The 23,947-nt window shown below is 59.7% G+C and carries 10 protein-coding genes and 7 pseudogenes; 5 read left to right on the forward strand and 12 right to left on the reverse strand.

What is annotated here, in order from left to right:
• Nucleotides 1–31: 31 nt before the first annotated feature.
• From NLY37_RS29055 to NLY37_RS29080, 8 genes and pseudogenes are all read right to left on the reverse strand, one after another.
• Nucleotides 32–1,117, reverse strand: a complete 1,086-nt coding sequence (locus tag NLY37_RS29055; protein ID WP_023743482.1) for an HlyD family secretion protein — start codon at nucleotides 1,115–1,117, stop codon at nucleotides 32–34.
• 620 nt (nucleotides 1,118–1,737) lie between these two features.
• Nucleotides 1,738–1,927: pseudogene (locus NLY37_RS30990) on the reverse strand (hypothetical protein).
• A 70-nt stretch (nucleotides 1,928–1,997) separates the two neighbouring features.
• A pseudogene (locus NLY37_RS29060) lies at nucleotides 1,998–3,244 on the reverse strand (ISL3 family transposase); the annotation flags it as partial.
• 279 nt (nucleotides 3,245–3,523) lie between these two features.
• Nucleotides 3,524–3,706 (reverse strand): hypothetical protein, encoded by a 183-nt coding sequence (locus NLY37_RS29065; RefSeq protein ID WP_156933999.1) that lies wholly within the window; start codon nucleotides 3,704–3,706, stop codon nucleotides 3,524–3,526.
• A 301-nt stretch (nucleotides 3,707–4,007) separates the two neighbouring features.
• The gene (locus tag NLY37_RS29070) at nucleotides 4,008–4,874 is read right to left on the reverse strand and encodes an ATP-binding protein (protein ID WP_286441031.1); all 867 of its coding nucleotides are present in this window, start codon (nucleotides 4,872–4,874) and stop codon (nucleotides 4,008–4,010) included.
• Nucleotides 4,875–4,976: 102 nt separating this feature from the next.
• Nucleotides 4,977–5,114: pseudogene (locus NLY37_RS30870) on the reverse strand (hypothetical protein); the annotation flags it as partial.
• Nucleotides 5,111–6,541 carry a DAHL domain-containing protein gene (locus NLY37_RS29075; RefSeq protein WP_286441034.1) on the reverse strand — a complete coding sequence of 477 codons (1,431 nt, stop codon included), beginning with the start codon at nucleotides 6,539–6,541 and terminating at the stop codon, nucleotides 5,111–5,113. The pseudogene NLY37_RS30870 and the gene NLY37_RS29075, both read right to left, overlap by 4 nt.
• Nucleotides 6,542–7,182: 641 nt before the next feature.
• A pseudogene (locus NLY37_RS29080) lies at nucleotides 7,183–7,559 on the reverse strand (type IV secretory system conjugative DNA transfer family protein); the annotation flags it as partial.
• 693 nt (nucleotides 7,560–8,252) lie between these two features.
• Between NLY37_RS29080 and NLY37_RS29085 the strand changes: the two are divergent.
• The gene (locus NLY37_RS29085) at nucleotides 8,253–17,117 is read left to right on the forward strand and encodes a Ulp1 family isopeptidase (RefSeq protein ID WP_286441036.1); all 8,865 of its coding nucleotides are present in this window, start codon (nucleotides 8,253–8,255) and stop codon (nucleotides 17,115–17,117) included.
• Nucleotides 17,118–17,269: 152 nt separating this feature from the next.
• On the opposite strand, the gene virG is transcribed toward NLY37_RS29085, so the two are convergent.
• Nucleotides 17,270–17,995 (reverse strand): two-component system response regulator VirG, encoded by a 726-nt coding sequence (gene virG, locus NLY37_RS29090; RefSeq protein WP_023685159.1) that lies wholly within the window; start codon nucleotides 17,993–17,995, stop codon nucleotides 17,270–17,272.
• Here virG and NLY37_RS29095 point away from each other — a divergent pair.
• Nucleotides 17,976–18,338, forward strand: a complete 363-nt coding sequence (locus tag NLY37_RS29095; protein WP_280938698.1) for an acyl carrier protein — start codon at nucleotides 17,976–17,978, stop codon at nucleotides 18,336–18,338. The two genes, virG and NLY37_RS29095, sit on opposite strands and share 20 nt — an antisense overlap.
• A 750-nt stretch (nucleotides 18,339–19,088) precedes the next feature.
• Here the strand turns inward: NLY37_RS29095 and NLY37_RS29100 are convergent.
• A complete protein-coding gene (locus NLY37_RS29100) occupies nucleotides 19,089–19,268 on the reverse strand; it encodes a hypothetical protein (RefSeq protein WP_031194388.1) in 180 nt (59 codons plus the stop codon).
• Nucleotides 19,265–19,987, reverse strand: a pseudogene (locus tag NLY37_RS29105) (IS6 family transposase). Before NLY37_RS29105 ends, NLY37_RS29100 begins: the two are co-directional and overlap by 4 nt.
• Nucleotides 19,988–20,285: 298 nt before the next feature.
• On the opposite strand from NLY37_RS29105, the gene NLY37_RS29110 reads away from it, so the two are divergent.
• From NLY37_RS29110 to NLY37_RS29120, 3 genes and pseudogenes are all read left to right on the forward strand, one after another.
• Complete coding sequence (locus NLY37_RS29110; RefSeq protein ID WP_023743498.1) at nucleotides 20,286–20,663, forward strand: hypothetical protein; 378 nt, start codon at nucleotides 20,286–20,288, stop codon at nucleotides 20,661–20,663.
• Nucleotides 20,664–20,897: 234 nt separating this feature from the next.
• Nucleotides 20,898–21,061 (forward strand): annotated as a pseudogene (locus NLY37_RS29115) (DUF1403 family protein); the annotation flags it as partial.
• Between the two features lie 50 nt (nucleotides 21,062–21,111).
• Nucleotides 21,112–21,791 (forward strand): annotated as a pseudogene (locus NLY37_RS29120) (IS6 family transposase).
• Nucleotides 21,792–21,947: 156 nt separating this feature from the next.
• Here the strand turns inward: NLY37_RS29120 and NLY37_RS29125 are convergent.
• Entirely contained in the window at nucleotides 21,948–23,867 is a 1,920-nt protein-coding gene (locus tag NLY37_RS29125) for a potassium transporter Kup (RefSeq protein ID WP_286441039.1), read from the reverse strand.
• Nucleotides 23,868–23,947: the final 80 nt, after the last annotated feature.

Below are 23,947 nucleotides of genomic sequence, written 5' to 3' on the forward strand. Positions count from 1 at the left end.
GCGGCTCGCTGGCTGTTTGGATAGGGAAGGATTAGTGGCCCGCCAGGAGGGGATTGAGCCAATCGTCGGCCTCATTGTAGAGGAGTTGCAGAAGAGTGCGTTCTGCCACGAGGAAGCGGGCCCGCACGGTCATGCCCTTCTTCAGATGACCGATGACCCCGTTCTTGAGTGCGAGATGGGTGCGAGAGAGTGCGCAGCGGATCTTGAAGACCGGGCTCATGTCGTGGAGGGTGAAGTCCTGCGCTACGCCGAGCACTGTCGCATCGATGAGACCCCATTGATTGTAGTTGAAGGCATCCACTTGGAGCCGCACCGACTGGCCCTCCCGCACGAAGCCGATGTCTTTGGGGGAGACGTAGATTTCCGCCACCAGTTCGTCGTCCGGCGAAACCCAAGCAACGGTTTGCCCGGCCTGGATGTAGCTGCCGGGGGTCAGGCCGGTGAATTGCTCGAGTGCGCCTGACACGGAGGCCCGAATGTGGGTGAGATCCCGTTCCTTCTCGAGCTGATGCACGGCGGCCGTGAGTTCCTTGAGGCGCAGGGTAAGGTCGAAGAGCTGCTGGTTCCATTCGGCGGATTTGCGCCGGGCAAGGATCTCCCCCTGAACCTCAATGTTCTGGAGGGCGAAAGCCTTCTCGTCAACGGCCTTTGCGGGCGTCGCAGCAGCGGAGAGCAGTCGCTTAGCGCGGTCGAGTTCCGCCGCGGCATTAGTGCTGGCATATTGGTTCTCCCGCAGCAGGTTGAGAAAATGCGCCCGCTCCGCCTTGGCGGACTCGGTCAGGAGGAGGATCGGGTCCTTGGCCTTCGTGCCGGAGGAGATCAGGGTTTCGAGGTCACGGGCAAGATCACTCTTAGCGCGAATATCGCCTTTATACGCCCTGAGCTTTTCCTCAACCACCTCATCATCAAGGGCGAGAATCTCCTGCCCCTGGGCAACCAGATCGTTCTCAACGGCAAGGATACGGGAGATGCGTCCGGAGACGGGTGCGACCAGGGGCGTCTTCTCGAGGGTGGGGCGAATGATACCGGCACTTTGGACCGAGATCGCTATGGTGATGAGTGGCAGCGACACCAACGTCGCAACCACAGAGAGCAAAATCAGCCGATAGATGATCAAAGATCGTCCTGATCGTCGGGAGAGAATGCTCTCTGCAGTGTAGCTGGCAATTTCAGGAGAAAGGGTATTTAGCTTGCACACTAATGTTCTAACCGTGTCTCTACCAGTGCCTCGCCGCTACCAGTATAGTCGCAGCCACAACGCCAATTAACCCCGCCACCGCGAAAGCTATCGCCCCAAAAAAAGCCCACCCGCCCGAAATTGTGGATGCGTCTTCTGGAGCCAATTCAGTCACACCATAATCTGACAGATCGACCTTCATTGCTATCTCCTTTCCTAGAGATCAAATAAGATGAACCAGTCTGCCATTTAGCGGCTTTTGCCGCCGTACAACCAACATCAAGAGTCGTGCCAACTGCACAGGAAGCGACCCAGAAAACTGTTCTGGATGTTATTCAATGGCTTCACTGAGAGCGCGGCGGCACGCCAGCCAGACGTCACCGTGTCGCGGATTCGACAAACCCGACACTGGTAGGGGCCAGTGCGGGTAGGTGAGCTCTGCCTGCATGGAGGATATATTTCGGCCAAGCATTCTGCCGAGAGAACCGGCCTGTCCGGAACAGCATCTGGAACACGCTGAGCAGCTTGCGGCAGTGTGGTCTTGTGTAAGCGCCCGATTGTTACCGCGGAGATTTCGCTTTGATGCGTGCGATGATGTCTGGCTCTGAGACGAAGTCTTCGAGGAAATCGTTTCCAGTCATTGGTCGCATGGGCGCCCGTGCCGTCGTAAACGCTGATGAGACTGCCGTAGCACAGATTGTCGCCGTTACAGACGATCGCCTCCAGGAGTTCGGGGTCCTCTCCGAGCATTTTCGCGAAGTGATTGATTGTGTTTCGGCGTGGAATAAGGGGTCTGACGCACTCTCGATGATATTTTCTTTCAGGCAGCACCGATCAAACGTGCTTGGAGGAGGTCGGCCGTACATCTGCCGTTTTACAAGCTTGACCTTGGTGATCTGTCCTTCCGTCTGCCCGTTGGACCATGGCTCGGTGATCGCGGCGCGGACGGCAGCACGGTCGCGAATGATGCCATTGGGGAAAGACGCAATGAGGCTTTTGCTGGCGTCGGCGATCCACGGCTCGAGCTCATGGGCGACTTTCTTGCGGATCATGGAATGGAAACCAGCGATCAGATTGCGTGCTTCCACCAGCATGGGCACACCCGCCTCGATGACAGCGATCATCATAGTGTCGGTTTTGTTCAGTTGATCGCGCGCCGTCGTCATTAACCGTGCGATCGTTCTGGCTGATGGCACCTTGTGGAGTTGCTGATCGGATGCCTGTTCGGCGCGTCGTCGTCGCCTTGCCCATTCGCTGACGACACCCAGACGTCCCCGAAAGCCCTTTGTCTTCAGCCGTCGCCAAAGCTCGCTTGCATTGTGGCAACCAGATTTCCATTGCCCTTCCAGCAAGGGCAGCCAGGCTTCGAGTGAACTCTGGCGGGCGCGGAAAATATCGGTCCGCTGGCCACGGACCACCTGACGGACCAGCTTACGGCTGTGGCCGGTGCGACGCACGATCTCCTTGATGGGGATGTCTTCGCTGGCAAGTTTCATGATTGCCGCATTTGTCTCCTCGCGCCGCAGATAGCCTTCGTATTGCCGCTTCTCCGCGTAGGTGAGCAGATCGGGATGGACCGTCGTAGCGCCGATCGCAGTTCGGATTGTCGGCATCGCGGACGGCGTCGAGGAAAGCCGCACTCGCATTCTTCATGAGATGCCAGCGGTCGGCGACCTGAACCGCTTCGTGCAACGCCTTCGCAGTCGCTTCACCGTAACCGCCGCCGCGGTCGCGCGAGACGGTTTCGATCTGAGGATGGTCGGCGAGCCAGGCCTCGACGGTGGCAACCTCACGATCAGGCAACAGTGTCACGATCCGCCGCCGCTCCAGATCACAGACGATCGTGCCGTAACGATGGCCGCGACGGAAGGCCCAATCATCAATGCCGACAACTTTGAGAGGATCTGTTTGCAAACAGGCCCGTCGCCGCACCACCCGCAGCAGCGTGTCATTATTGACCGGGACCATCAGCCGCTTCGCAAAACTGGCCGCCGGCCGGCCGCCGAGCGCCAGCCCAAGATGATGAACGATACACTCCAATCGCGAGGTCCGGCGGGATCGCTCGGCGACATGCCCTCAAGCTGTCGTCGGCGGCGAAGGGTGAAAACGTTGTGATCTCGATCCTGAAGGATGAAGGGCCACTGCTTGATACAATCGAGCCGGCGCCCGGCGTCGTTTGCATAAGTCCTGTTCAAACTTACCTTGATTTGGTGATATCCGGGGAGAGGGGACAGGAGGCCGCTGACCATTTGCGGCAGGAGAAATTGCAATGGCTCCAGTAGTACCCCCGATCCGCAATCGGCCGCCGACTACGACGACCGCACCACCGCGGCCGTGAAATCGGTTCTACTGGAAATTGGTCAGATACTCGGCAGTTTCCAAGGGGCGGCGATAGCCTTGTCGGGGCAGCGAGGAGCCGTAGCCGATGATGAACGCACAGGAGAAGTCTGGCGTGAATGGGGCGATGATTGTCGAGCTTTGCTCTCGAGTCATTTCGTCAACCATCTTGCGTGACCGATTGGCGTCCATCTCCTCGTCCCGACCTTATATTACCCGTCGCCTGTCGCCGCCAGCGCGCAGTGACTTGTCAAGGATGGAGGCCCGCAGACCCCATCGCGCGGCGACTTGTCCTTGACGGTCACGAGCACGGCGGCAGGTTTGCCGTGGTCGGGGAACCCTTCCTTGGGCGGAAGCCCACGACAGTGTTCGAGAGGAACTCGCCATGAGCCGGGTGCGCAGAGATCGTCCGACGCTCTTGTATTTGCTGGATCCCAGCCGGCTCCGCCTCCGACTGCCTCGGTAGCTCGGTATCCTGAGCGCGTCGGCGGCATCATGCCATTATCATCCTACGAATTGCATGCTCCATCGTCCTGGACGAGACCGGTTTGGCTAGCCAAAGGACGAAGGTCTGATTACCAGATGTGATCGGCATGGGGTCGCTTCCACCAACGACGATGATGGGCACCGTCATCAGGGTGGTACGTACGGCTTCGGGCTGTCCTGGCCCGAGGAAAGTCGCTTTATCGAAAATTAGGAGGTCGGCTGCCTTCCCGCTCTCGATCCAGTCGCAAAGACTCTCGGAGGTCGCGAAGCCGACCGGCCTATAACCCAGCGCGGCGATCTTATCCTTGTAGATCTCCAACGCTGCTGGATCGGGGTCAACGACTGCAATGATTTCTCCGTTGCCAAGTGATCCATCGCATGGGCCGAAAGCGCTATCAGCTCTGACCTGCTCCTCAGCGCAGGCCGGTAAGTAGAGATCGAAGCGTGTACCTCGGCCAACAGCCGAGGTGACGTCAAGGCATCCTGCGAGCGCGCTCACATGGCGGTCCACTGCAGCAAGACCCAGTCCGGTCCCGCCGACGCGAGAGCGCGTGGTAAAAAAGGGCTCAAAGATATGCGGAAGCACCGAACTTGCGATTCCTTGGCCATCGTCGCTGATGGAGAGGAGAACGTAATCTCCCGGTTTCAAGGTGCCCTTAGCCACGGGCTTCGTTTGACAGACGTGAGCGCGAGAAACGCTAATCTCGACACGGCCCTCATTCAAGAGAGCCTCCGACGCGTTCTTGCATAGATTCATAAGGATCTGCTGTATCTCGGTCGGGCTGCCCTCGATCACCGTTTGCCACTCGTTGATCTTGAAGTTCAACTCAACATCCGCACGAAGTGTAACCCGCAGCAATGGCGCGAGATCCATTACACTCTCCGAGACGTCGAAAGGCATCGTCACGCGCTTCCGATTTCGGCTTAGTGACAAAATTTGATCAATAATCAGTTTGGCTCGGTTGCTGGCTAAGATAATTTGGCCGATGTGGCCCCGAATTCTCGAGGGGCGGCGCACAAGACCTTTAGCCATCTCTGCGTAGCCGACTATTGCTCCTAGAACATTATTGAATTCATGTGTAACGCCGCTTGCGATTGTGCCGACAGCCGTCAGCCTTTCCGCATGCTCCCATCGACTCTCAAAAGGTTACGTTCCGTGTGTACACGTTGCATTTCAAGATGGTTGCCTAAACGCACAGTAGCGCTCGCCAGAACCAGGAGGTCGTCTGTGGAGGGTGGTGAGCGATCTCCTTCAAAAACAAGGATACAAACCGCAGCCTGCTGATCGGAGGCCCTGCAACCAACAATTTGACAAACACCGGTAGTGCCTACGGCAGTCCGAACCACTTCCGACGCCGGAACGACGCGAAACACGGGCTGTTCCGGGTGTACAAGTGAGACGACTTCATGGATTAGCGTGGCGTTCCAGACGCGCATGCGCTTGTTCGCGACAAAGTACTCGGTATTCCTGCTGATACTCGGATCCACCAGAGCAAGCGCGCATTGATCCGCATCGAAAACGCATTGAATGAGTCTAAGCGCTGCTTCGGTGGAGAAGCGCCGCGAAGCCTTCGTTGCTTGACTGTCGATGAAACAAGCTTCGATCTCACTCATCGCCGCTTCAAGCTCTAACCGCCTTTCCAACCGGTTCGTCCGCACATGCAGCGTGGAGGCTCGAATGGTCGCAAACAAGCAGAGGCATATGGACACCAAGCCAAAGAAAAGTCGTGTACGCTGCGCTTGCGCGCTGGCGAAGCTGTAGGCTTTCAGATGTTCTCGCTCCAATTCAGCGGCCTTGGCGAACGTGTCGAAGGATGGGATCCGATTGACAGCGCGGTCCAACCTCAACATTGAGGACAGGATAGCGCGGCCCTCGCGGGCAACATCCTCCGTGACTTGGTCCTGGCTAGGAGGAAGTCGGCGGAGAGACTGATCGATTTGTAATGCGAGGCTGAATCCCGGTCTGGCCGAAAATTGAAGGATCAGATTGGAAAATTCAGGCCTGTTCGACACTCCCCCCCGAAGGCGATTAGCCGAGCGAGCAAAGCGTACGAGAGAGCTTTGCAGAAGCTCATTTTGCGCGGCCGAGGCCGAGATGGCAGCTTCTGTGTTTTCGAGGGAATTTTTGAGCTGTGCAACCAACCTGGAGTGCACCCCGGAGCTCTCATTGGGCGAAATCTCAACAAGGCGTTGGTAGTTTTGGAGGTTCCTTTTTAATGCTTGCCCGGTAGAAGCAACGGAACGGAAGTCCAATACCATGTCGGCGCGGGCGACGTCTCGCTGGAGCAATGCGTAGTTGATCTGAATCGTCCGCAGTTCGCTTAGGACCGCCTCGTTGATCTGGGGGTCTTGCCACTGTATCGCGACCAAGAGCGCAACCGAGGCCACTAGGGCCATTACAGAAGCTTTGTCGGTACTGAGCCATTTTTCCCAAACGAACGGCGTTTGATCCGCGGTGCGTGCCTTGCGAAGGTCCGATTTGAATTCTAGCTCCCCATCGCGTCGGTGTGCGGCCGGATGCTGCTGGAACAGGAAAGCCAAGTGTACCTCTCCCCTCAAATAGGCGGTGTAGACGCCGTTGCACTCTGCCCCGATGGCCCGCTGACCTTCCATTGATTCGCGGGCGTTTCGACCTCGACGGCGAGGCGGCAGCACAAGGCGGGCAACTGATCGCAGTTTTCGGAACTGGTCTTCCGAGAGATCATCGAAGGGGCATACAAGCGCACGCCTGCAGCAGCCGAGGATGATACCGGTCGGTCAAACGCAACTGGCGAGGGCCGGATCTGCTGTTGGCTGGCAGCTAACACTGGCGGGGCGGCGGCCTCAACTCCGGCGTGCCTAGAGCCGGCTGCTGCGAAAGCGTCCGACACGCTTCCCTTGGGGTCATCCCGTCCAGCGGGCATCCTTGGATCGCTGAAAAAAGACGAGGCGGCTTGATGATCCTGCCCTCGCTGAAGCACCTCGCGAAACCCCTTTTCCAGTCGCAGAAGCTCCTCTGGACCGGTAGGCGGCTCGTCAGCTCGACCATCGAACAGCGGCCGGAGCGCCTCGGACACGTGCTGCTCAAAGCCCACTCGCCGGGCCTGGACCGCTTGCCCGTCTTCCAAGCCGGCGTCCTGCACCTGCGACAAAGCTGTTACACGGGATGGATTACTATTTCGCGGGTTCATACTAGCCTCACATCAAACTGTATCGTCAAAGTCCTGCGCCAATTCACACAGCGGGTCATCGAGTTGAGATTCTGCGGAGAGCGCCTCCTCTGCTCCCGTCAAGGGCGCCGGCTCCGGGAGGGCGCCTGTCTGGCTTTCAAAGATGCGTTTCAGAATGCGATCGAAAAATATCGCACCTTCCTCAATTTTAATGGTGGCGGACCTTTGATGAGAACAATCTCGTAGTCGTCATCAAGCAGCCGAACCTGGTCGGGACGCAATAGCGGTGCACCTTGATGTGAATTCTGAATGTTCCAATCGAACGTTCGCGCCTGGCTGTAGGAAATCGATTGGGCTTGAAATGTGAATCCACCGATAGCTTTGGAAATGTAGTTCGGAGTCTCGTCATCTACCTCGATGTTCCTAGAAGCGCGCCGGCAGCCCGGGCGGGGGGCTTGGGGTTAGACTGCCAGCGCACGCCACTCATAAAGAGCGGCCTCTTTTCGCGGTTCGGGCACCCATAGTCAACCCGGCAACGTCTGGATGCCCGCTGTGCTTTTTGCAGAGCGGCGATGCCGGGCATATCGGCCGATCCTGTCTAGGATGGTGTGGCCACTCTCGTCGGCCGAGTTGATGCTCCAGCCAGTATCGCCTTGCCGACCAGCATGAGTTCGCCGTTAGCAATCCATCGTTGCGAGCCGAGACCGAGGTAAAAAGCGCGTGTTATCGACTATGTAGCTGACGCTCCCGCTGACGCAGGGTTCCCGCCATTGCCTCGAGGACTACCTCGAAATGAAATACCTCTGCACGGGCGGCATCTGAAGCATGGGCTTGCAGGGCTCGCAGACCGGTAAACCAGCGAGCCATCTCCAAATATGTGAATTGTGGATTGCTCCTCGACGGGAGCTGAGGGGCGGCTCCGCAAGCCTTACGACGCTCTTTGCGAGCCGTAGCTGCAGCTGGCAAAAGGCCGGGCTACGTCGCGCCAGCGCAATCGGCGCGCAGAAAATTAGGCCTACCCGCTCCGGGACCGCGGACCTCGTCAGCTTCTCGTAAGTATGCCCGAGTAGGTTGCTCAGCTGATCTGTGGACGTGAGGCTAGCGTGAACCGGCACAAATTTGACCTATCCAATGTAACAGGTTGGCGGCAGGTGCAGCCCCCGGCATCTCAAGAGCAAGCGGCACAGGCCGGGCAAGAGGGCTTTGAGCAGCGCTCGGGCGAGGCGCGCCAAGCCGCTCCCCAAATTCCCGCCCCCGGCGTTCCGGCTCTGCCAGACCCGTTCCATCCTCATCCGTCTCAGGGAGACCTGAGCCTCATCGAAGGCGCGGCCCCATGGGAAGCGCAGCCCATGATGCAAGGGAGCGGACAAGAACACGCCGCGGCGCCGTACGCCGGAGGCAGTGGGTCGATGCTAGGTGCCTCGGTGCTGCAGCCGGGTCACTCAACGGCGCGCCATCATCATGCGCCGGATTCGTCAGTGGGTGATCTGAATCCTTCCGCACCGTTCGAGTTGCGTGACCATGCTCGTTCCGCCGTGCCGGCGGCGGTGCAGCCAGATCCTCCAATAGTGGTCTCCGACGGTCGCGGCTGCAAGCGTCCTCTTTATTCCAACGATGCGACCGTTGTCGAAGGGCTGAGGTCACTCTACGCGGGTAAGGCCAAGGAGGACACGGTCAAGCGCCATGTAAATTCTCTTTACGGCTTTGGTCGTTGGCTCTTTAAAAATAACAAGCCGGGATTTGCTGCTCGGCTTCACGAGGAGTCGCTGGATGAAGATCTCAAGGAGTACGAGAGCAGTGGTGGCTCCTCGACTGTGGCTGTGGCACTGCGTCGTCTCAGAGAGTCGGCGGGCGGAGTGCCAATGGTGGGCCGCGCTGTCCTGAATCCCGACCCTGCCGACGCCGTGCTCATCAAAGAGTACAAGGCGGCTCTCATCAAAGAGTACAAGGGAGCGCCTGCGACCGGGCCGAATCGCCAAACCATTCACGACTATGGAGCTACTCTTAGACGTTTCAGTGAATACCTGGTTGAAAACAACAAGCCGGGGATTGCGGCTCGGCTTCACGAGGAGTCGCTGGATGAAGATGCCAAGCGCTATAAGGACTCCAGTGGTGACCGGAGGATCATTGCACTAGCTCATCTCCGGAAGTTCCTGCCGTCCGCCGCACTCGGGCGCGAAATTGCCCTTGCTGCTCGTCCGGAAGACGCAGTCGGCATGGAGGCTCGTGCCATTGGGGACGCCGCTGCGCAGCACAGCGGGCCGCAGAAGGCATTGGGTCGGCCAGAGAAGCTCCCTGGGGAAGCTAATGAAGACGCCGCTGTTCTGCCATCGTCTTTCGTACCAACTGGGCACCATCACCAAGCCTCGGATCCCGCAGAGTCCTTTCGTCCCCTGATCTGGCGCGACGGCGACCAGCGCGCGCCGGACGAGCGGATCGCTGCACAGGACAGGAGCAACCTGCTACCAAGCGAGGAGGTGCCACTGAGGCCACCGGAATTCGCTCCGCCCAGCTTGCGGGCGGGGAATTCCGCCTCGCCAGAGCTCTTTCCTGAGGGGATGTCCCCTGCGGTCGAAGGGTTTTTTGGTGTTTTCGGCGACCCCAGCGGGCGGGTGCTCGGCGCATGGCAATTGCTAGGCGACGAACATATCCAGAGGGATTACCAGCTCCTGGAGCAGGAGTTGCAGGGGAACAATCCAGAACTCGCCGCCCGGACGCGGTTCGTGGATCCCCTCGTAGCCAATTATCATCTGCGCTTGGGCTCCGAGAGCGACAAGCTAAGCGCATTCCAGCGCATCGTCCATAATCAGAACGGTAACGACACAGCCGACTTCCTGTTCGTGCCAGTGAGCGATGGCGGTAAGACTCTTGCGGAGCGCGGCAAACATTGGTCGCTGCTGTTCGTTGATCGCAGCGACCGGGAACGGCCGGTTGCCTATCATTATGACTCCGTCAGCGGATGGCATGACAAGCTTGCAAAACACCTCGCAGAAAGGCTGGGCGCCAGCCTGGAGACCCGCGTGGACTTACCCCGCATCGCCCAGCAGAGCAACGAGTGGGATTGCGGAGTCTACGTGGTGGACGGCACGCGGGCGCTGGTTGGGCGATTGCAAAGATGGCAGCCAGACCAGCCAGACCTGAACCTCAACAACCTCGTCGTCAATCGGCAGGCACTACAAACCCGACTCATGGGTGACGATACATCTGGAACGGCAAATTATCTCACGAACTTTGAACTCATGGACCGACAGGCGCGAGACGCGGTTAAGGAAAGCCCCGTTGGGACGTTTCACCAGCGGATCAAGCGGCTCGGCCAGTCAGCGCGAGCGTTGCACGACAGAGCCCTGGCTCCAGTCGCGCCGGACCAAGGCAACCCAGACTCGGTGTTCGTACGGGACGTTGTTCCCGGGGAAACACGCCATCATCATGCGCCGGATTCGTCAGTGGTTGATCTGAATCCCCCCGCACCGTTCGAGTTGCGTGACCATGCTCGTTCTATGCCGGCGGCGGTGCAGCCAGATCCTCCAGTAGTGGTCTCCGGTCGCGACAAGCGTCCACTTTATTCCAACGATGCGACCGTTGTCGAAGGGCTGCGGTCAGCACTCTATGCCGGTAAGGTCGGGGAGCGCACGGTCACGGACCATGTAAATTCTCTTCTCGGCTTTGGTCGTTGGCTCTTTGATAATAACAAGCCGGGATTTGCTGCTCGGCTTGACGATCCGTTGCTGGATCAGGATCTCAAGGAGTACCAGCGCGAGAGTGGCTCCTCGAACGTGGCTAGAGCACTGGGTCGTCTCAAAGAGTCGGCGGGCGGAGCGCCAATGGTGGGCCGCGCTGCCCTGAATCCCGACCCTGTCGACGCCGAGCTCATCAGAGATTACAAAGCGGCTCTCATCAAAAAGTACGAGGCAGAGCCTGCGACCGGGCCGAATCCCAAAACCACTCAGGACTATGCGGCTACTCTTAGACGTTTCAGTCAATACCTGCATGAAAACAACAGGCCGGGGATTGCGGCTCGGCTTTACGAGGGGTCGCTGGATGAAGATGCCAGGCGTTATTTGGACTCCAGTGGTAACCGGTGGATCAGTGCACTAGCTCATCTCCGGAAGTTCCCGCCGTACGCCGCACTCGGGCGCGAAATTGCCCTTGCTGCTCGTCCGGAAGACGCAGTCGGCATGGAGGCTCGTGCCATTGAGGACGCCGCTGCGCAGCACAGCGGGCCGCAGAAGGCATTGGGTCGGCCAGAGAAGCTCCCTGGGAAAGCTAAGCAGCTGAGCGAGATCGGCAATTCAGGCGCTCGCGTGCTGATGCAGGCCCCCACCCATCAAGTGGGTGCATTGCCATGGGAGGCGCAGCCCATGATGCTGGGGGACGAGCACCTGGCACCGCATACCGGAGGCAGTGGGTCGATGCTGGGTGCCTCGGTGCTGCAGCCGGGTCACTCAAGGGCGCGCCATCATGATGCGCCGGATTCGTCAGTGGTTGATCTGAATCCCCTCGCACCGTCCGATTTGCGTGACCATGCTCGTTCTGTGCCGGCGGCGCCTGCCGGGCCAGCGTTCGCCAGGGCTGAGGAGACGCCCTCCGCGGTTGGCGAGGCCGCGGTGGCCGAAAGGTGGGCTCGGTTGCAAAAGCAAATGGACGAACCAGTGCATGATCCCGGCCCTCGGGTGGATACATCGCCATGGGAGGCGCAACTCATGGTGCAAGGGAGCGGACAAGAACACGCCGCGGCGCCCTACGCCGGAGGCAGTGGGTCGATGCTGGGTGCCTCGGTGCTGCAGCCGGGTCACTCAACGGCGCGCCATCATCATGCGCCGGATTCCTCAGTGGTTGATCTGAATCCCCCCGCACCGTTCGAGTTGCGTGACCATGCTCGTTCTGTGCCGGCGGCGCCTGCCGGGCCAGCGTTCGCCAGGGCTGGGGAGACGCCCTCCGCGGTTGGCGAGGCCGCGGTGGCCGAAAGGTGGGCTCGGTTGCAAAAGCAGAAGGTCGACGCTGATTTGTCGGGATATTTCGACTCGATTCCGCACGCGGACCTTCTACGATCGCCATGGGAGGCGCAACTCATGACGCAAGGGAGCGGACAAGAACACGCCGCGGCGCCCTACGCCGGAGGCAGTGGGTCGATGCTGGGTGCCTCGGTGCTGCAGCCGGGTCACTCAACGGCGCGCGATTCGTCAGTGGTTGATCTGAATCCCCCCGCACCGTTCGAGTTGCGTGACCATGCTCGTTCTGTGCCGGCGGCGCCTGCCGGGCCAGCGTTCGCCAGGGCTGAGGAGACGCCCTCCGCGGTTGGCGAGGCCGCGGTGGCCGAAAGGTGGGCTCGGTTGCAAAAGCAAATGGACGAACCAGTGCATGATCCCGGCCCTCAAGTGGATACATCGCCATGGGAGGCGCAACTCATGGTGCAAGGGAGCGGACAAGAACACGCCGCGGCGCCCTACGCCGGAGACAGTGGGTCGAGGCTAGGTGCCTCGGTGCTGCAGCCGGGTCACTCAACGGCGCGCCATCATGATGCGCCGGATTCGTCAGTGGTTGATCTGAATCCCCCCGCACCGTCCGAGTTGCGTGACCATGCTCGTTCTGTGCCGGCGGCGGTGCAGCCAGATCGCCCAAAAGTGGTCTCCGGTCCCGACAAGGGTCCTCTCTATTCCAACGATGCGACCATTGTCGAAGGGCTGAGGTCAGCATTGGAGAGCACGGTCAAGCGCCATGTAAATTCTCTTCTCGGCTTTGGTCGTTGGCTCTTTGATAATAACAGGCCGGGATTTGCTGCTCGGCTTCACGAGGAGTCGCTGGATCCGGATCTCAAGGAGTACGAGAGCAAGAGTGGCTCCTCGGACGTGGCTAGAGCAGTGGGTCATCTCAAGACGTGGGCGGGCGGAGCGCCAGTGCTGGACCGCGCCGCTGTCCTGAATAATCCCGACCCTGCCGACGCCGCGCTCATCAGAGATTACACAGCGGCTCCCATCAAAGATTACAAGGCAGCGCCGACCGGGCCGAATCCCGCTACCATTCAGACCTATGGATCTGCTCCTAGACGTTTCAGTGAATACCTGGTTGAAAACAAAAAGCCGGGGATTGCGGCTCGGCTTCACGAGGGGTCGCTGGATGAAGATGCCAAGCGCTATAACAACTCCGGTGGGATCAGTGCACTAGCTCATCTCCGGAAGTCCGAACTCGGGCGCGAGCTCCCTGGGAAAGCTAATGAAGACGACGCTGTTCTGCCATTGTCTTTCGTGCCAACTGGGCCCCATCACCAAGCCTCGGATCCCGCAGGGTCCTTTCGTCCCCTGATCTGGCGCGACGGCGACCAGCGCGCGCCGGACGAGCGGATCGCTGCACAGGACAGGAGCAACCAGCTATCAAGCGAGGAGGTCCTCATCAACCGTGAGCATGATACAGCGGAGTTGAGACCAGCGAAGAGGCAAAGGCCCCTGAACAGTCGTCTGCAGGACGTTGCCACTGAGCCGCAGCTGAGCGAGATCGGCAATTCAGGCGCTCGCGTGCTGATGCAGGCCCCCACCCATCAAGTGGGTGCATTGCCATGGGAAGCGCAGCCCATGATGCAAGGGAGCGGACAAGAACACGCCGCGGCGCCGTATGCCGGAGGCAGTGGGTCGATGCTGGGTGCCTCGGTGCTGCAGCCGGGTCACTCAACGGCGCGCCATCATCATGCGCCGGATTCGTCAGTGGTTGATCTGAATCCCCCCGCACCGTCCGAGTTGCGTGACCATGCTCGTTCTGTGCCGGCGGCGGTGCAGCCAGATCCTCCAATAGGGGTCTCCGGTCGCGACAAGGGTCCCCTCTATTCCAACGATGCGACCGTTGTCGAAGGGCTGAGGTCAGCTTACGCGGGTAAGGTCAAGGAGAGCACGGTCAAGCGCCATGTAAATTCTCTTCTCGGCTTTGGTCGTTGGCTCTTTGACAATAACAGGCCGGGATTTGCTGCTCGGCTTGACGAATCGTCGCTGGATCAGGATCGCAAGGAGTACGAGAGCAGGGGTGGCCCCTCGGAGTACGAGAGCAGGGGTGGCCCCTCGATCGTGGCTAGAGCACTGGGTCGTCTCAAGACGTTGGCGGGCGGAGCGCCAGTGGTCGACCGCCCTGTCCGGAATCCCTACCCTGCCGACGCCGCGCTCATCAGAGATTACACAGCGGCTCTCATCAAAGAGTACAAAGAAGCGCCTGCGACCGGGCCGAATCGCGGTACCATTCAGGTCTATGGATCTACTCTTATACGTTTCAGTGAATACCTGCATGAAAACAAAAAGCCGGGGATTGCGGATCGGCTTCACGAGGGGTCGCTGGATGAAGATGCCAAGCGCTATGTGAACTCCGGTGGTAACCGGAGGATCAGTGCACTAGCTCATCTCCGGAAGTTCGCACCCGGGCGCGAAATTGCCCTTGCTGCTCGTCCGGAAGACGCAGTCGGCATGGAGGCTCGTGCCATTGGGGACGCCGCTGCGCAGCGCAGCGGGACGCAGGAGGCATTGGGTCGGCCAGAGAGGCCCCCTGGGAAAGCTAAAGACGGGCGGGTGCTCGGCGCATTGGAATGGCTAGGCGACGAACATATCCAGAGGGATTACCAACTCCTGGAGCAGGAGTTGCAGGGGAACAATCCAGATCTCGCCGCCCGGACGCGGTTCGTGGATCCCCTCGTAGCCAATTATCATCTGCGCTTGGGCTCCGAGAGCGTCATGCTAAGCGCATTCCAGCGCATCGTCCATCAGAACGGTAACGACACAGCCGACTTCCTGTTCGTGCCAGTGAGCGATGGCGGTAAGACTCTTGCGGAGCGCGGCACCCATTGGTCGCTGCTGTTCGTTGATCGCAGCGACCGGGAACGGCCGGTTGCCTATCATTATGACTCCTACAACGGATGCAATGACACGCTTGCAAAAGAGCTCGCAGAAAATCTGGGCGCCAGCCTGGAGACCCGCGTGGGCGTATCCCGCATCGCCCAGCAGAGCAATGTGGTGGATTGCGGAGTCTACGTGGTGGACGGCACGCGGGCGCTGGTTGGGCGATTGCAATCGCAGCCAGATAACCTGAACCTCAACAACCTCGTCGTCAATCGGCAGGCACTACAAACCCGCCTCAGGGGTGACAATACATTCGGAACGGCAAATAATCTTACGAACTTTGAACTCATGGACCGACAGGCCCGAGACGCGGTTAAGGAAAGCCCCGTTGGGACGTTTCACCAGCAGATCAAGCGGCTCGGCCAGTCAGCGCCAGACGTTGCTCCCGGGGACCCATTTAAATTTCAAAGTCTTGAGAGCAAGGGGGACGCCGCTGCGCAGCGCAGCGGGCCGCAGGAGGAATACAGTTGGCCAGAGTATCTCCCCCCTGGGAAAGCTAATGAAGACGACGCTGTTCTGGCATCGTCTTTCGTGCCAACTGGGCCCCATCACCAAGCCTCGGATCCCGCAGGGTCCTTTCGTCCCCTGAGCTGGCGCGACGGCGACCAGCGCGCGCCGGACGAGCGGATCGCTGCACAGGACAGGAGCAACCAGCTACCAAGCGAGGAGGTCCTCATCAACCGTGAGCATGATACAGCGGAGTTGAGACCAGCGAAGAGGCAAAGGACCCCGAACAGTCGTCTGCAGGACGTTGCCACTGAGCCGCAGCTGAGCGAGATCGGCAATTCAGGCGCTCGCGTGCTGATGCAGGCCCCCACCCATCAAGTGGGTGCATTGCCAGGGGAGGCGCAGCCCATGATGCAAGGGAGCGGACAAGAACACGCCGCGGCGCCGTACGCCGGAGGCAGTGGGTCGATGCTAGGTGCCTCGGTGCTGCAGCCGGGTCACTCAACGGCGCGCCATCATCATGCGCCGGATTCGTCAGTGGGTGATCTGAATCCTTCCGCACCGTTCGAGTTGCGTGACCATGCTCGTTCCGCCGTGCCGGCGGCGGTGCAGCCAGATCCTCCAATAGTGGTCTCCGACGGTCGCGGCTGCAAGCGTCCTCTTTATTCCAACGATGCGACCCTTGTCGAAGGGCTGAGGTCAGCACTCTATGCCGGTAAGGTCGGGGAGATCACGGTCAAGCGCCATGTAGATATTCTTTTCGGCTTTGGTCATTGGCTCGTTGAAAATAACAAGCCGGGGATTGCGGATCGGCTTCACGATTCGTCGCTGGATCGGGATCGCAAGGAGTACGAGATCTGGGGTGGCGGCCCCTCGGCCGTGGCTGGGTCACTGGGTCGTCTCAAGACGTGGGCGGGCGGAGCGCCAGTGGTGGGCCGCCCTGCCCTGAATCCCCACCCTGCCGACGCCGTGCTCATCAGAGAGTACACAGCGGCTCTCATCAAAGCGTACGAGGCAGCGCCGACCGGGCCGAAACCCCGTACCGTTGAGGTCTATGGGTCTGCTCTTAGACGTTTCAGTCAATGCCTGGTTGAAAACAAAAAGCCGGGGATTGCGGATCGGCTTCACGAGCGGTCGCTGGATGAAGATGCCAAGCGCTATATGAAAACCGCTGACATCAGTGCACTAACTCATGTCCGGAAGTTCGCACTCGGGCGCGAAATTGCCCTTGCTGCTCGTCCGGAAGACGCAGTCGGCATGGAGGCTCGTGCCATTGGGGACGCCGCTGCGCAGACCGCGGCACAAGCTCATGGCCACGCAGGAGAGCAGGGACCCATCTCTCGAGCTCAACAAGTCGCGCCAGCGCCGTTTGAACGGCACTTGGGCAAGAAGCGTGAGGCCCAGGACGGACTGACGAGTACACTTGACAGGAGCAACCTCGTGAACAGCGGGGGCGTCATCATAAACAATGAACATTACACAGCGCTGTTGAGACCGGCGAAGAGGCAGAGGACTGATAATCCGCAAAGCCGCGCCATGGGGCGGCAACTGAGCGAAGCAACCACGACGTCCATCAGCCAAGCCTCCGATCAAGCCCGAGCGGACCTAATGGCTTCCTTCAGAAGCAGGGAGCGCTCCGACGCGGGGCGTTGAGCTCCATGGCTGGGGTCAAGCAGAACAGCTCTCTTGACGACAGAGGCGCTGATGCGATCTCCGGACCGGTAGCTCTCGCTGTAATTGATCAGGCTGGTACTGTTGGAAGGCTTGATCAGCCTCGTCCCCCCAATCTCCAGCATAGCTCACTGTCACGCGGCCAACGTGCCTCCGTAGCTAACATCTACGTCAGCGTTGAAGAAGTACCCTGCGCCACGGGATGTTTTGACCAGGCGAGGGTTGGCCGCATCAGCCTCCAGCTTTCGGCGCAAGCGCATGATTAGGACATCGATACTTCGATCGTACACCTCTTCTCCACGCACACGGCTCGCGAGCAAAAGCCGTTCTCTGGATAGCACGTTGCGGGGGTTCTCCAGAAATGCGATCAAGAGATTGAACTCACATGCGGTAAGCTTGACCTCGCCACGCTCCGCACAGATCAGTCGCCGCTGCTTCACGCTGAGCTTCCAGGCCCCAAAGCGAAATGAGCGCTGCTCTCTGGTTCGCGGACTAGAAATGCGCTGGCGTAGCGCTACTCGAATGCGGGCCAAGAATTCGCGCATCCCGAAAGGCTTGGGAATGAAATCGGTTGCGCCGAGCTCCAGTGCAACCACTTTTTCCGCCTCATCAAGCCGGTCGCCGCTGATCACTATGATAGGAACATCCGATTTTGTCGCCAGATTGCGGACGATCGCAAGTCCATCCTCCCGGCCTAGGTTAAGGTCAACAACCACGAGATCGACTGGCTCACGTGAAAGAACATAGTCAAACTGCTTGCTATCGTGGACTGCGGTTACCTTCAGGGCATGCATCGTGAGATACTCGGCGATGAGGCGCCGCATTGCGGCATCATCGTCAATGACAAGAACATGTTTCAACGGCACACCTCGCTTTGGGGGTTGCGCCCCGATCAGGGTTGCATTACCTGAATCTGCAAGCAAAAGGTATGTATTAGTGACGACATTACTTGAAATTGAACAACTGGTTCTCAAAACTCTCAACGCTCTAGTTGCCGAAAACGTAGAGGTGTCGATGACAACCAGAATGCGGGATCTCGGCCTCGACAGCCTCGACTATAACGAGCTTGCTACGGCGATCGAGAGCCGACTTGGCTGGTTTGTCGACGATTACAAGCTCTGGCAATACGAGTCCGTAAGGCATGTCGCCGACGCCGTCGCCAGTCAGGAGTTGCGCACCCCTGGCCTGGGCAGGACATGTTAAGCGGAACCACCAGCAGTGCGGCAAGTGCTGGAGTAGTGCTGTAGGCACAGGTTACGGTGAGGCCAGCTTGGGCGGCGGTAGCTATGGCCATTGCTCCGCTGCGGTTTCTATTCGTGACTGGTGTGTTTGAGAACTGTTGGGTCAGCCCGGTCCATGTCGCAGTGCCGATGCCCCCATTGGTGGCGTTGCCCGCAATTGCGATTGCTGCGCCCAGGGCACCAATGCTGACGGTCGTTGTCAGGCCACCCGTTGAATTGTTGTCAGAGGCAACAGTGCCCACCACACCATCCCAATTGGTGGTCGTATAGACCGACATGTAGTCACGGAACACGCTCTCACTATACGTGGTCACGATCGTTGCCGTCGTACCGGTTGGCACGAGGGCTGACCACACTGACAGATAGACCACACCAGAATTGAAGATGCTTTCCACCTGAGCGAGAAGGGTGGCAGCCACACCCCCAATCGTCATACTGTTGACGGTCACTGCACTTTCGGTCTCAGTTGTCACGATGACACGACGATTAGCGTGTGGCGCGACAAGAAGCGGAATGCTGGTGTGGGTGTAAACGGTCGTGGCAGTCGAGTCTTCGTGAGTGCCATTGAAGACCAGATCTATGGGGAACATTTTCTCCCAGACGCCCGAGCTGCGCACATAGACCTGTCGAGCCTTGGTCCAGAGGCTTGAGATTTTCACCCAGACGGCGCTGGCCGCCCCCCAGACCCCGGAGGCTCTGACGTAAAGGGCCATTACGGCTGCACCCAGAAATCACCGTCCACGCCGCCAGAAGGGGCAGCGGCCGAGATCGTGACGCTGCGATTTGCCATCGTGCCGACGCCGAGAAGCGCCTTGGTCTGGGCAATGGACTGCGGTCGACGATAATTGTCCCCGGTGCCGTCACTCGACACGCGACCGACGAAGCTCGTCACAGCGTCGGCACCTGTGGCGTAGGTCGAGCGGTACAAACGCGTCGTGATATCACCAGCGCCATCGCGCTGAGGCGATGAACATGTATGGCGAGAGCAGAACGTTTGGGGCGGGGCGGGACGAAGAGGTTGCGGAGGGCTGACAAGGTCGAGACGAAGCGTTGCAGGCCTCCCGGCGATCGGACCCCTGCATCATCCGCTCCCGTTTTCGCGGCGGCACATGGGAATTCTCCGCTCCGTTGTTCAACCCCTTGTGCGACCGGTGCTTGACGTCCGGCATCACCTGTCGCTTTGCCGCTCCATACGAGCGCAGCTAGTCGGTGATCATGCGCTTCGGCGCGAGCCCCTGCTTCTTCAACAGCCGCGTCAGCAAGCGCTTGGCGGCCTTGGTGTTGCGGCGGTTTTGCACGATTTCGTCCAGCACATATCCATCCTGGTCGACGGCGCGCCACAACCAAAGCTTTTTGCCGGGCGATGGTGACGACCACTTCCTTCAGGTACCAGACATCATTCCGGCACGGCGGCTTGCGACGCAAGCAGCGAGCGCAGTCCAGCCCGAACTTGATGCCCCACCGGCGACTTGTCTCATACGAAACCACGATGCCGCGTTCCAGCAGCATTTCCTCAACCAGGCGCAGGCTCAGCGGAAACCGGAAATAAAGCCAGACCGCGTGGGCGATAATAGGCGGCGGAAATCGGGGGGTAGCTGACGGCGGGCGTATTCATGCCCCCCGGCGTCCATGTCGCAAATCTTGACGATTGCTTTGTGTGTCAAGCCCGCCGCAGGTCTCAACGCGTTCATATGCAGACATTGTGAAAATCGCCCTATTCCGCCTTTTTTTACCGCCCCTTAAGTCCCCCGCTCGCATGCTTGTCGATGCATTGAACTCATAGCCATCGGCCAAGAATTTTGGAAAATATGTTTCCGCTCGCAGCAGAAAACGTGAGAGTCGCTGTAGGCCTAACGTCAAGGGGAGAGAGCGGTTTGATTGGACGAAATGGGTACCGGAGTACCGAGTCATGAAGCCACGAGGTAATCTGGTCCGACTGAAGCAATTTCAGGTGAATGAGAAGCGGCGACAGTTGCACCAGCTAGACATCATGATTGCCGATTTCGAACGCATGGCGCGAGAACTGGACTTCCAGATAAACGCCGAGGAAACGAAGGCCGGCATCTCCGATGTCAATCATTTCGCTTATCCGACGTTCGCCAAGGCCGCTCGCCTACGTCGTGACAACGTCAAGAATTCGCAATCGGACCTTCTGCGGCAGAGAACCGCAGCCGAGCCATGCCTCGCCGAGGCTGAAGCAGAGCTCTCCAAGGCGCAACTGCTAGAATCGCGCAGCGGCAGAGGCCAAGACCTCGAACCCGGCAACCGAAGCGCCATGATCGGCTGAGCCGGACGGCTTCAGCGCGCCTCAATTCGCGACACCGACTGGCCGTTGGCGCGCGAGAGGCGTGCGGGCACCTAAAGATATCAGCGTCTTGATGCAGCGATAGCTGGTCGGGACGGCTGTCATGCTGCGGGGACATACGCGATTTTGTTCCAGATTTGCATAGCGGCGTTACGCAGGTATGGGGGAAAGTGGAATTGGTTGGCAATCGGATCATCGGTGGAGACGAACCGCTGCCGGCGGACCGGCGCCTGGCGGCAACGCCTGGCGCTTTCGGCGGCGGCGGTAACGGCAAAGCAGGCTGGCCGCCTCGAGGATGAAGCGGCCCCTGCGTGATGCCGTTCTGCTCACGGCCGGGAGACGGGATCGGCCCCGCCGGCCGGATGCTGCTCGCTTGGCGCGGCACCGTAAAGTCAACCGACAGCTTATGAAGATGTGCGTACATTGGGCCATGTCAGAAGTTGCTCGTGGTCCGCTCTATGGTCGCCACCGCTTTCCCCCGAGATCATTGCGCACGCGGTATGGCTCTACTTTCGCTTTCCGCTCAGCCTGCGCGTGGTTGAGGACATGCTGGCGGCCCGCGGCATCATCGTCACGCATCAGACCGTTCGAAGCTGCGCGGAGAAATTCGGACGGCATTTCGCCCAGGAGATCAATATCAGCCGGCTGCCTGGGCGACAAATGGCATCTCGACGAATGTGTCGTGGCTATCAGTGGCAAGAAGCAGTGGCTCTGGCGTGCCGTCGATCAGGACGGCTTCGTCCTCGAAGTGCTGGTACAAAGCCGCCGAAATGCCAAGGCGGCAAAGCGTCTGATGCGCAAGTTGCTGAAAGCTCAAGGGCGGACACCACGGATCATGATCACCGACAAGCTCCGATCCTATGATGCCGCCATGCGCGCCCTCATGCCCGGCGTCGAACACCGGTCGCACACAGGCCTGAATAATCGAGCGGAAAATTCGCACCAGCCGACCCGACGACGCGAAAGGATCATGAAACGCTTCAAGTCGGCACGCCAGCTTCAGCGGTTCGTTTCCATCCATGATCCGATTGCCGACCTGCTCACTTTCCCTGCAATGCGCTGTCATCGGCTCAACATCGAGACCTGCGTAACGCCCCCATGCAAATCTGAACAAAATCGCGTGTGTCGCCACAGCGTGACAGCCGTCCCGGCCAGCTATCGCTGCATCAAGCCGCTGAAACTTACAGTGCCGGGCGCGCTGCTACCTGAATTTCCTTAACGCTCATTCAATGTGACAGCACCGATTCTTCTCAACCGCGGCATGCCCTAAATCGTCACTTGCGTTCCGATCTCGACGACGCGTCCGGTCGGGATCTGGAAATATTCGGTCGCATCGGCGGCCGTGCGTGCCAGGCCGATGAACAGCTTGTCCTGCCACACCGGCATGCCCGAATTGGGCGAGGCTTTGAGCGAGCGCCTCGACAGGAAGAAGGATGTCGTCATGATGTCGAACTTCCAGCCTTGCTTGCGGCAGATCGCCAGCGCGCGCGGGATGTTCGGCTGCTCCATGTAGCCGAAGGTCAGCGTCACCCGCATGAACAGCTCGTTGACCGTCTCCATCTTGACCCGGTCGCTGTCGGGCACCACCGGTTGCGGCGCGGTCACCACCGAAAGGATGACGTTCTGCTCGTGCAGCACCTTGTAGTGCTTCAGGCTGTGCATCAGCGCGGTTGGCGCGCTGAGTGGATCGCTCGTCAGGAACACCGCGGTGCCGGGCACCAGCTGCGGCTCTTTCTTCAGGAGATTGCCGGCGAGGAAATCGAGCGGGATTTCGTTGCGGCGGGTCTTGTCGAAGAGATAGCGGCTGCCGCGCACCCAGGTCCACATAGCCAGCACAATGGTGAAGGCCACCGCCAGCGAAGCCCAGCCACCCTCGAACACCTTGACGATGTTGGAGGCAAAGAAGCCGATGTCGATGAAGCCGAACAGCGCCGTCATGGCGACCGCCACCCACAGCCGCCATTTCCAGATCCGGGTCATGACGACGAACAGCAGCACCGTCGTCACCAGCATGTTGCCGGTCACCGAGATGCCATAGGCGGAGGCGAGCTTGCTCGATTCGCCGAAACCGACGACCAGCAGCATCACCGCCAGCGCCAGCAGCAGATTGACGCGCGGCATGTAGATCTGGCCCGACTGCCGTTCCGAGGTGTGCAGGATTTCGAGGCGCGGCAGCATATTGAGCTGCACCGCCTGCCGGGTCAGCGAGAAGGCGCCGGAGATGACCGCCTGGCTGGCGATGACAGTCGCGGCCGTCGCCAGCACGACCATCGGGATCAGCGTCCAGCCTTCGTTCATCTCGAAGAATGGATGGCCGACGACGCCGTTCTTGGCCAGCACGAAGGCGCCTTGCCCGGCATAATTGAGCAGCAGGCAGGGAAACACGATCGCCAGCCAGGCCAGCACGATCGGCTTGCGGCCGAAATGGCCGAGATCGGCATAGAGTGCTTCGGCGCCGGTGACGGCGAGGAAGATGGCGCCAATGGTCACGAAAGCGACGTCGGGCGAATTGATCAGGAAGGCGACGATGTAGTGCGGGCTGACCGCCCACAGGATTTCTGGATCGGCGATGATGTGGTTGAGCCCGGAAAGGCCAATTGCCAGGAACCACACCGCCGTCACCGGGCCGAACACCAATCCTACCCCGCCCGTGCCGAAGCGCTGCACCGCAAACACCATGGCAAGAATGACCAGTGTCAGCGGCACGACATAGGGCTGGAAGGTCGGCGTGACGACATTCATGCCCTCAACCGCCGACAGCACCGATATCGCCGGTGTGATGACGGCATCACCGAAGAAAAGCGATGCCCCGACGATGCCGATGCCGAGCATCAGCACCGAGCGCTTGGGGAAACTGCCGCGCGCCAGCGCCATCAGCGACAGCACGCCGCCCTCGCCGCCGTTATCGGCGCGCAGCACGAACATGATGTACTTGATGGTGACGATGATCGTCAGCGACCAGATGATCAGCGACAGCACGCCGAGGATATCGCCGCGCTCGGCGACATTGCCGCCCGACGACGCCACCAGCGCCTCACGGAACGCGTAGATCGGGCTGGTGCCAATATCGCCATAGACAACGCCGAGCGCGCCTAGCATCAGCACCTTGGGGCTTTGCTGTTCGATTGCCGGATGGCTCGACTGTTCGACGGGTTCTGCCTCGCTACCAGTATTGGTAAGGACCATGGACGACACTCCGATAAGGGGCGGCCCTCTACCTTTGCTGCACTGCAATATCAAGTGCCGCGAGGTAATGGCTCCGTATG

This window comes from Mesorhizobium sp. C395A (assembly GCF_030323205.1).
Classification (GTDB): domain Bacteria; phylum Pseudomonadota; class Alphaproteobacteria; order Rhizobiales; family Rhizobiaceae; genus Mesorhizobium.

Coding starts and splice junctions, on each gene's coding strand:
- NLY37_RS29095 (WP_280938698.1), top strand. CDS start 17,976: ATGACAAGAACATGTTTCAACGGCACACCTCGCTTTGGGGGTTGCGCC.
- NLY37_RS29125 (WP_286441039.1), bottom strand. CDS start 23,867: ATGGTCCTTACCAATACTGGTAGCGAGGCAGAACCCGTCGAACAGTCG.
- NLY37_RS29065 (WP_156933999.1), bottom strand. CDS start 3,706: ATGGACGCCAATCGGTCACGCAAGATGGTTGACGAAATGACTCGAGAG.
- NLY37_RS29070 (WP_286441031.1), bottom strand. CDS start 4,874: ATGGATCTCGCGCCATTGCTGCGGGTTACACTTCGTGCGGATGTTGAG.
- NLY37_RS29110 (WP_023743498.1), top strand. CDS start 20,286: ATGAAGCCACGAGGTAATCTGGTCCGACTGAAGCAATTTCAGGTGAAT.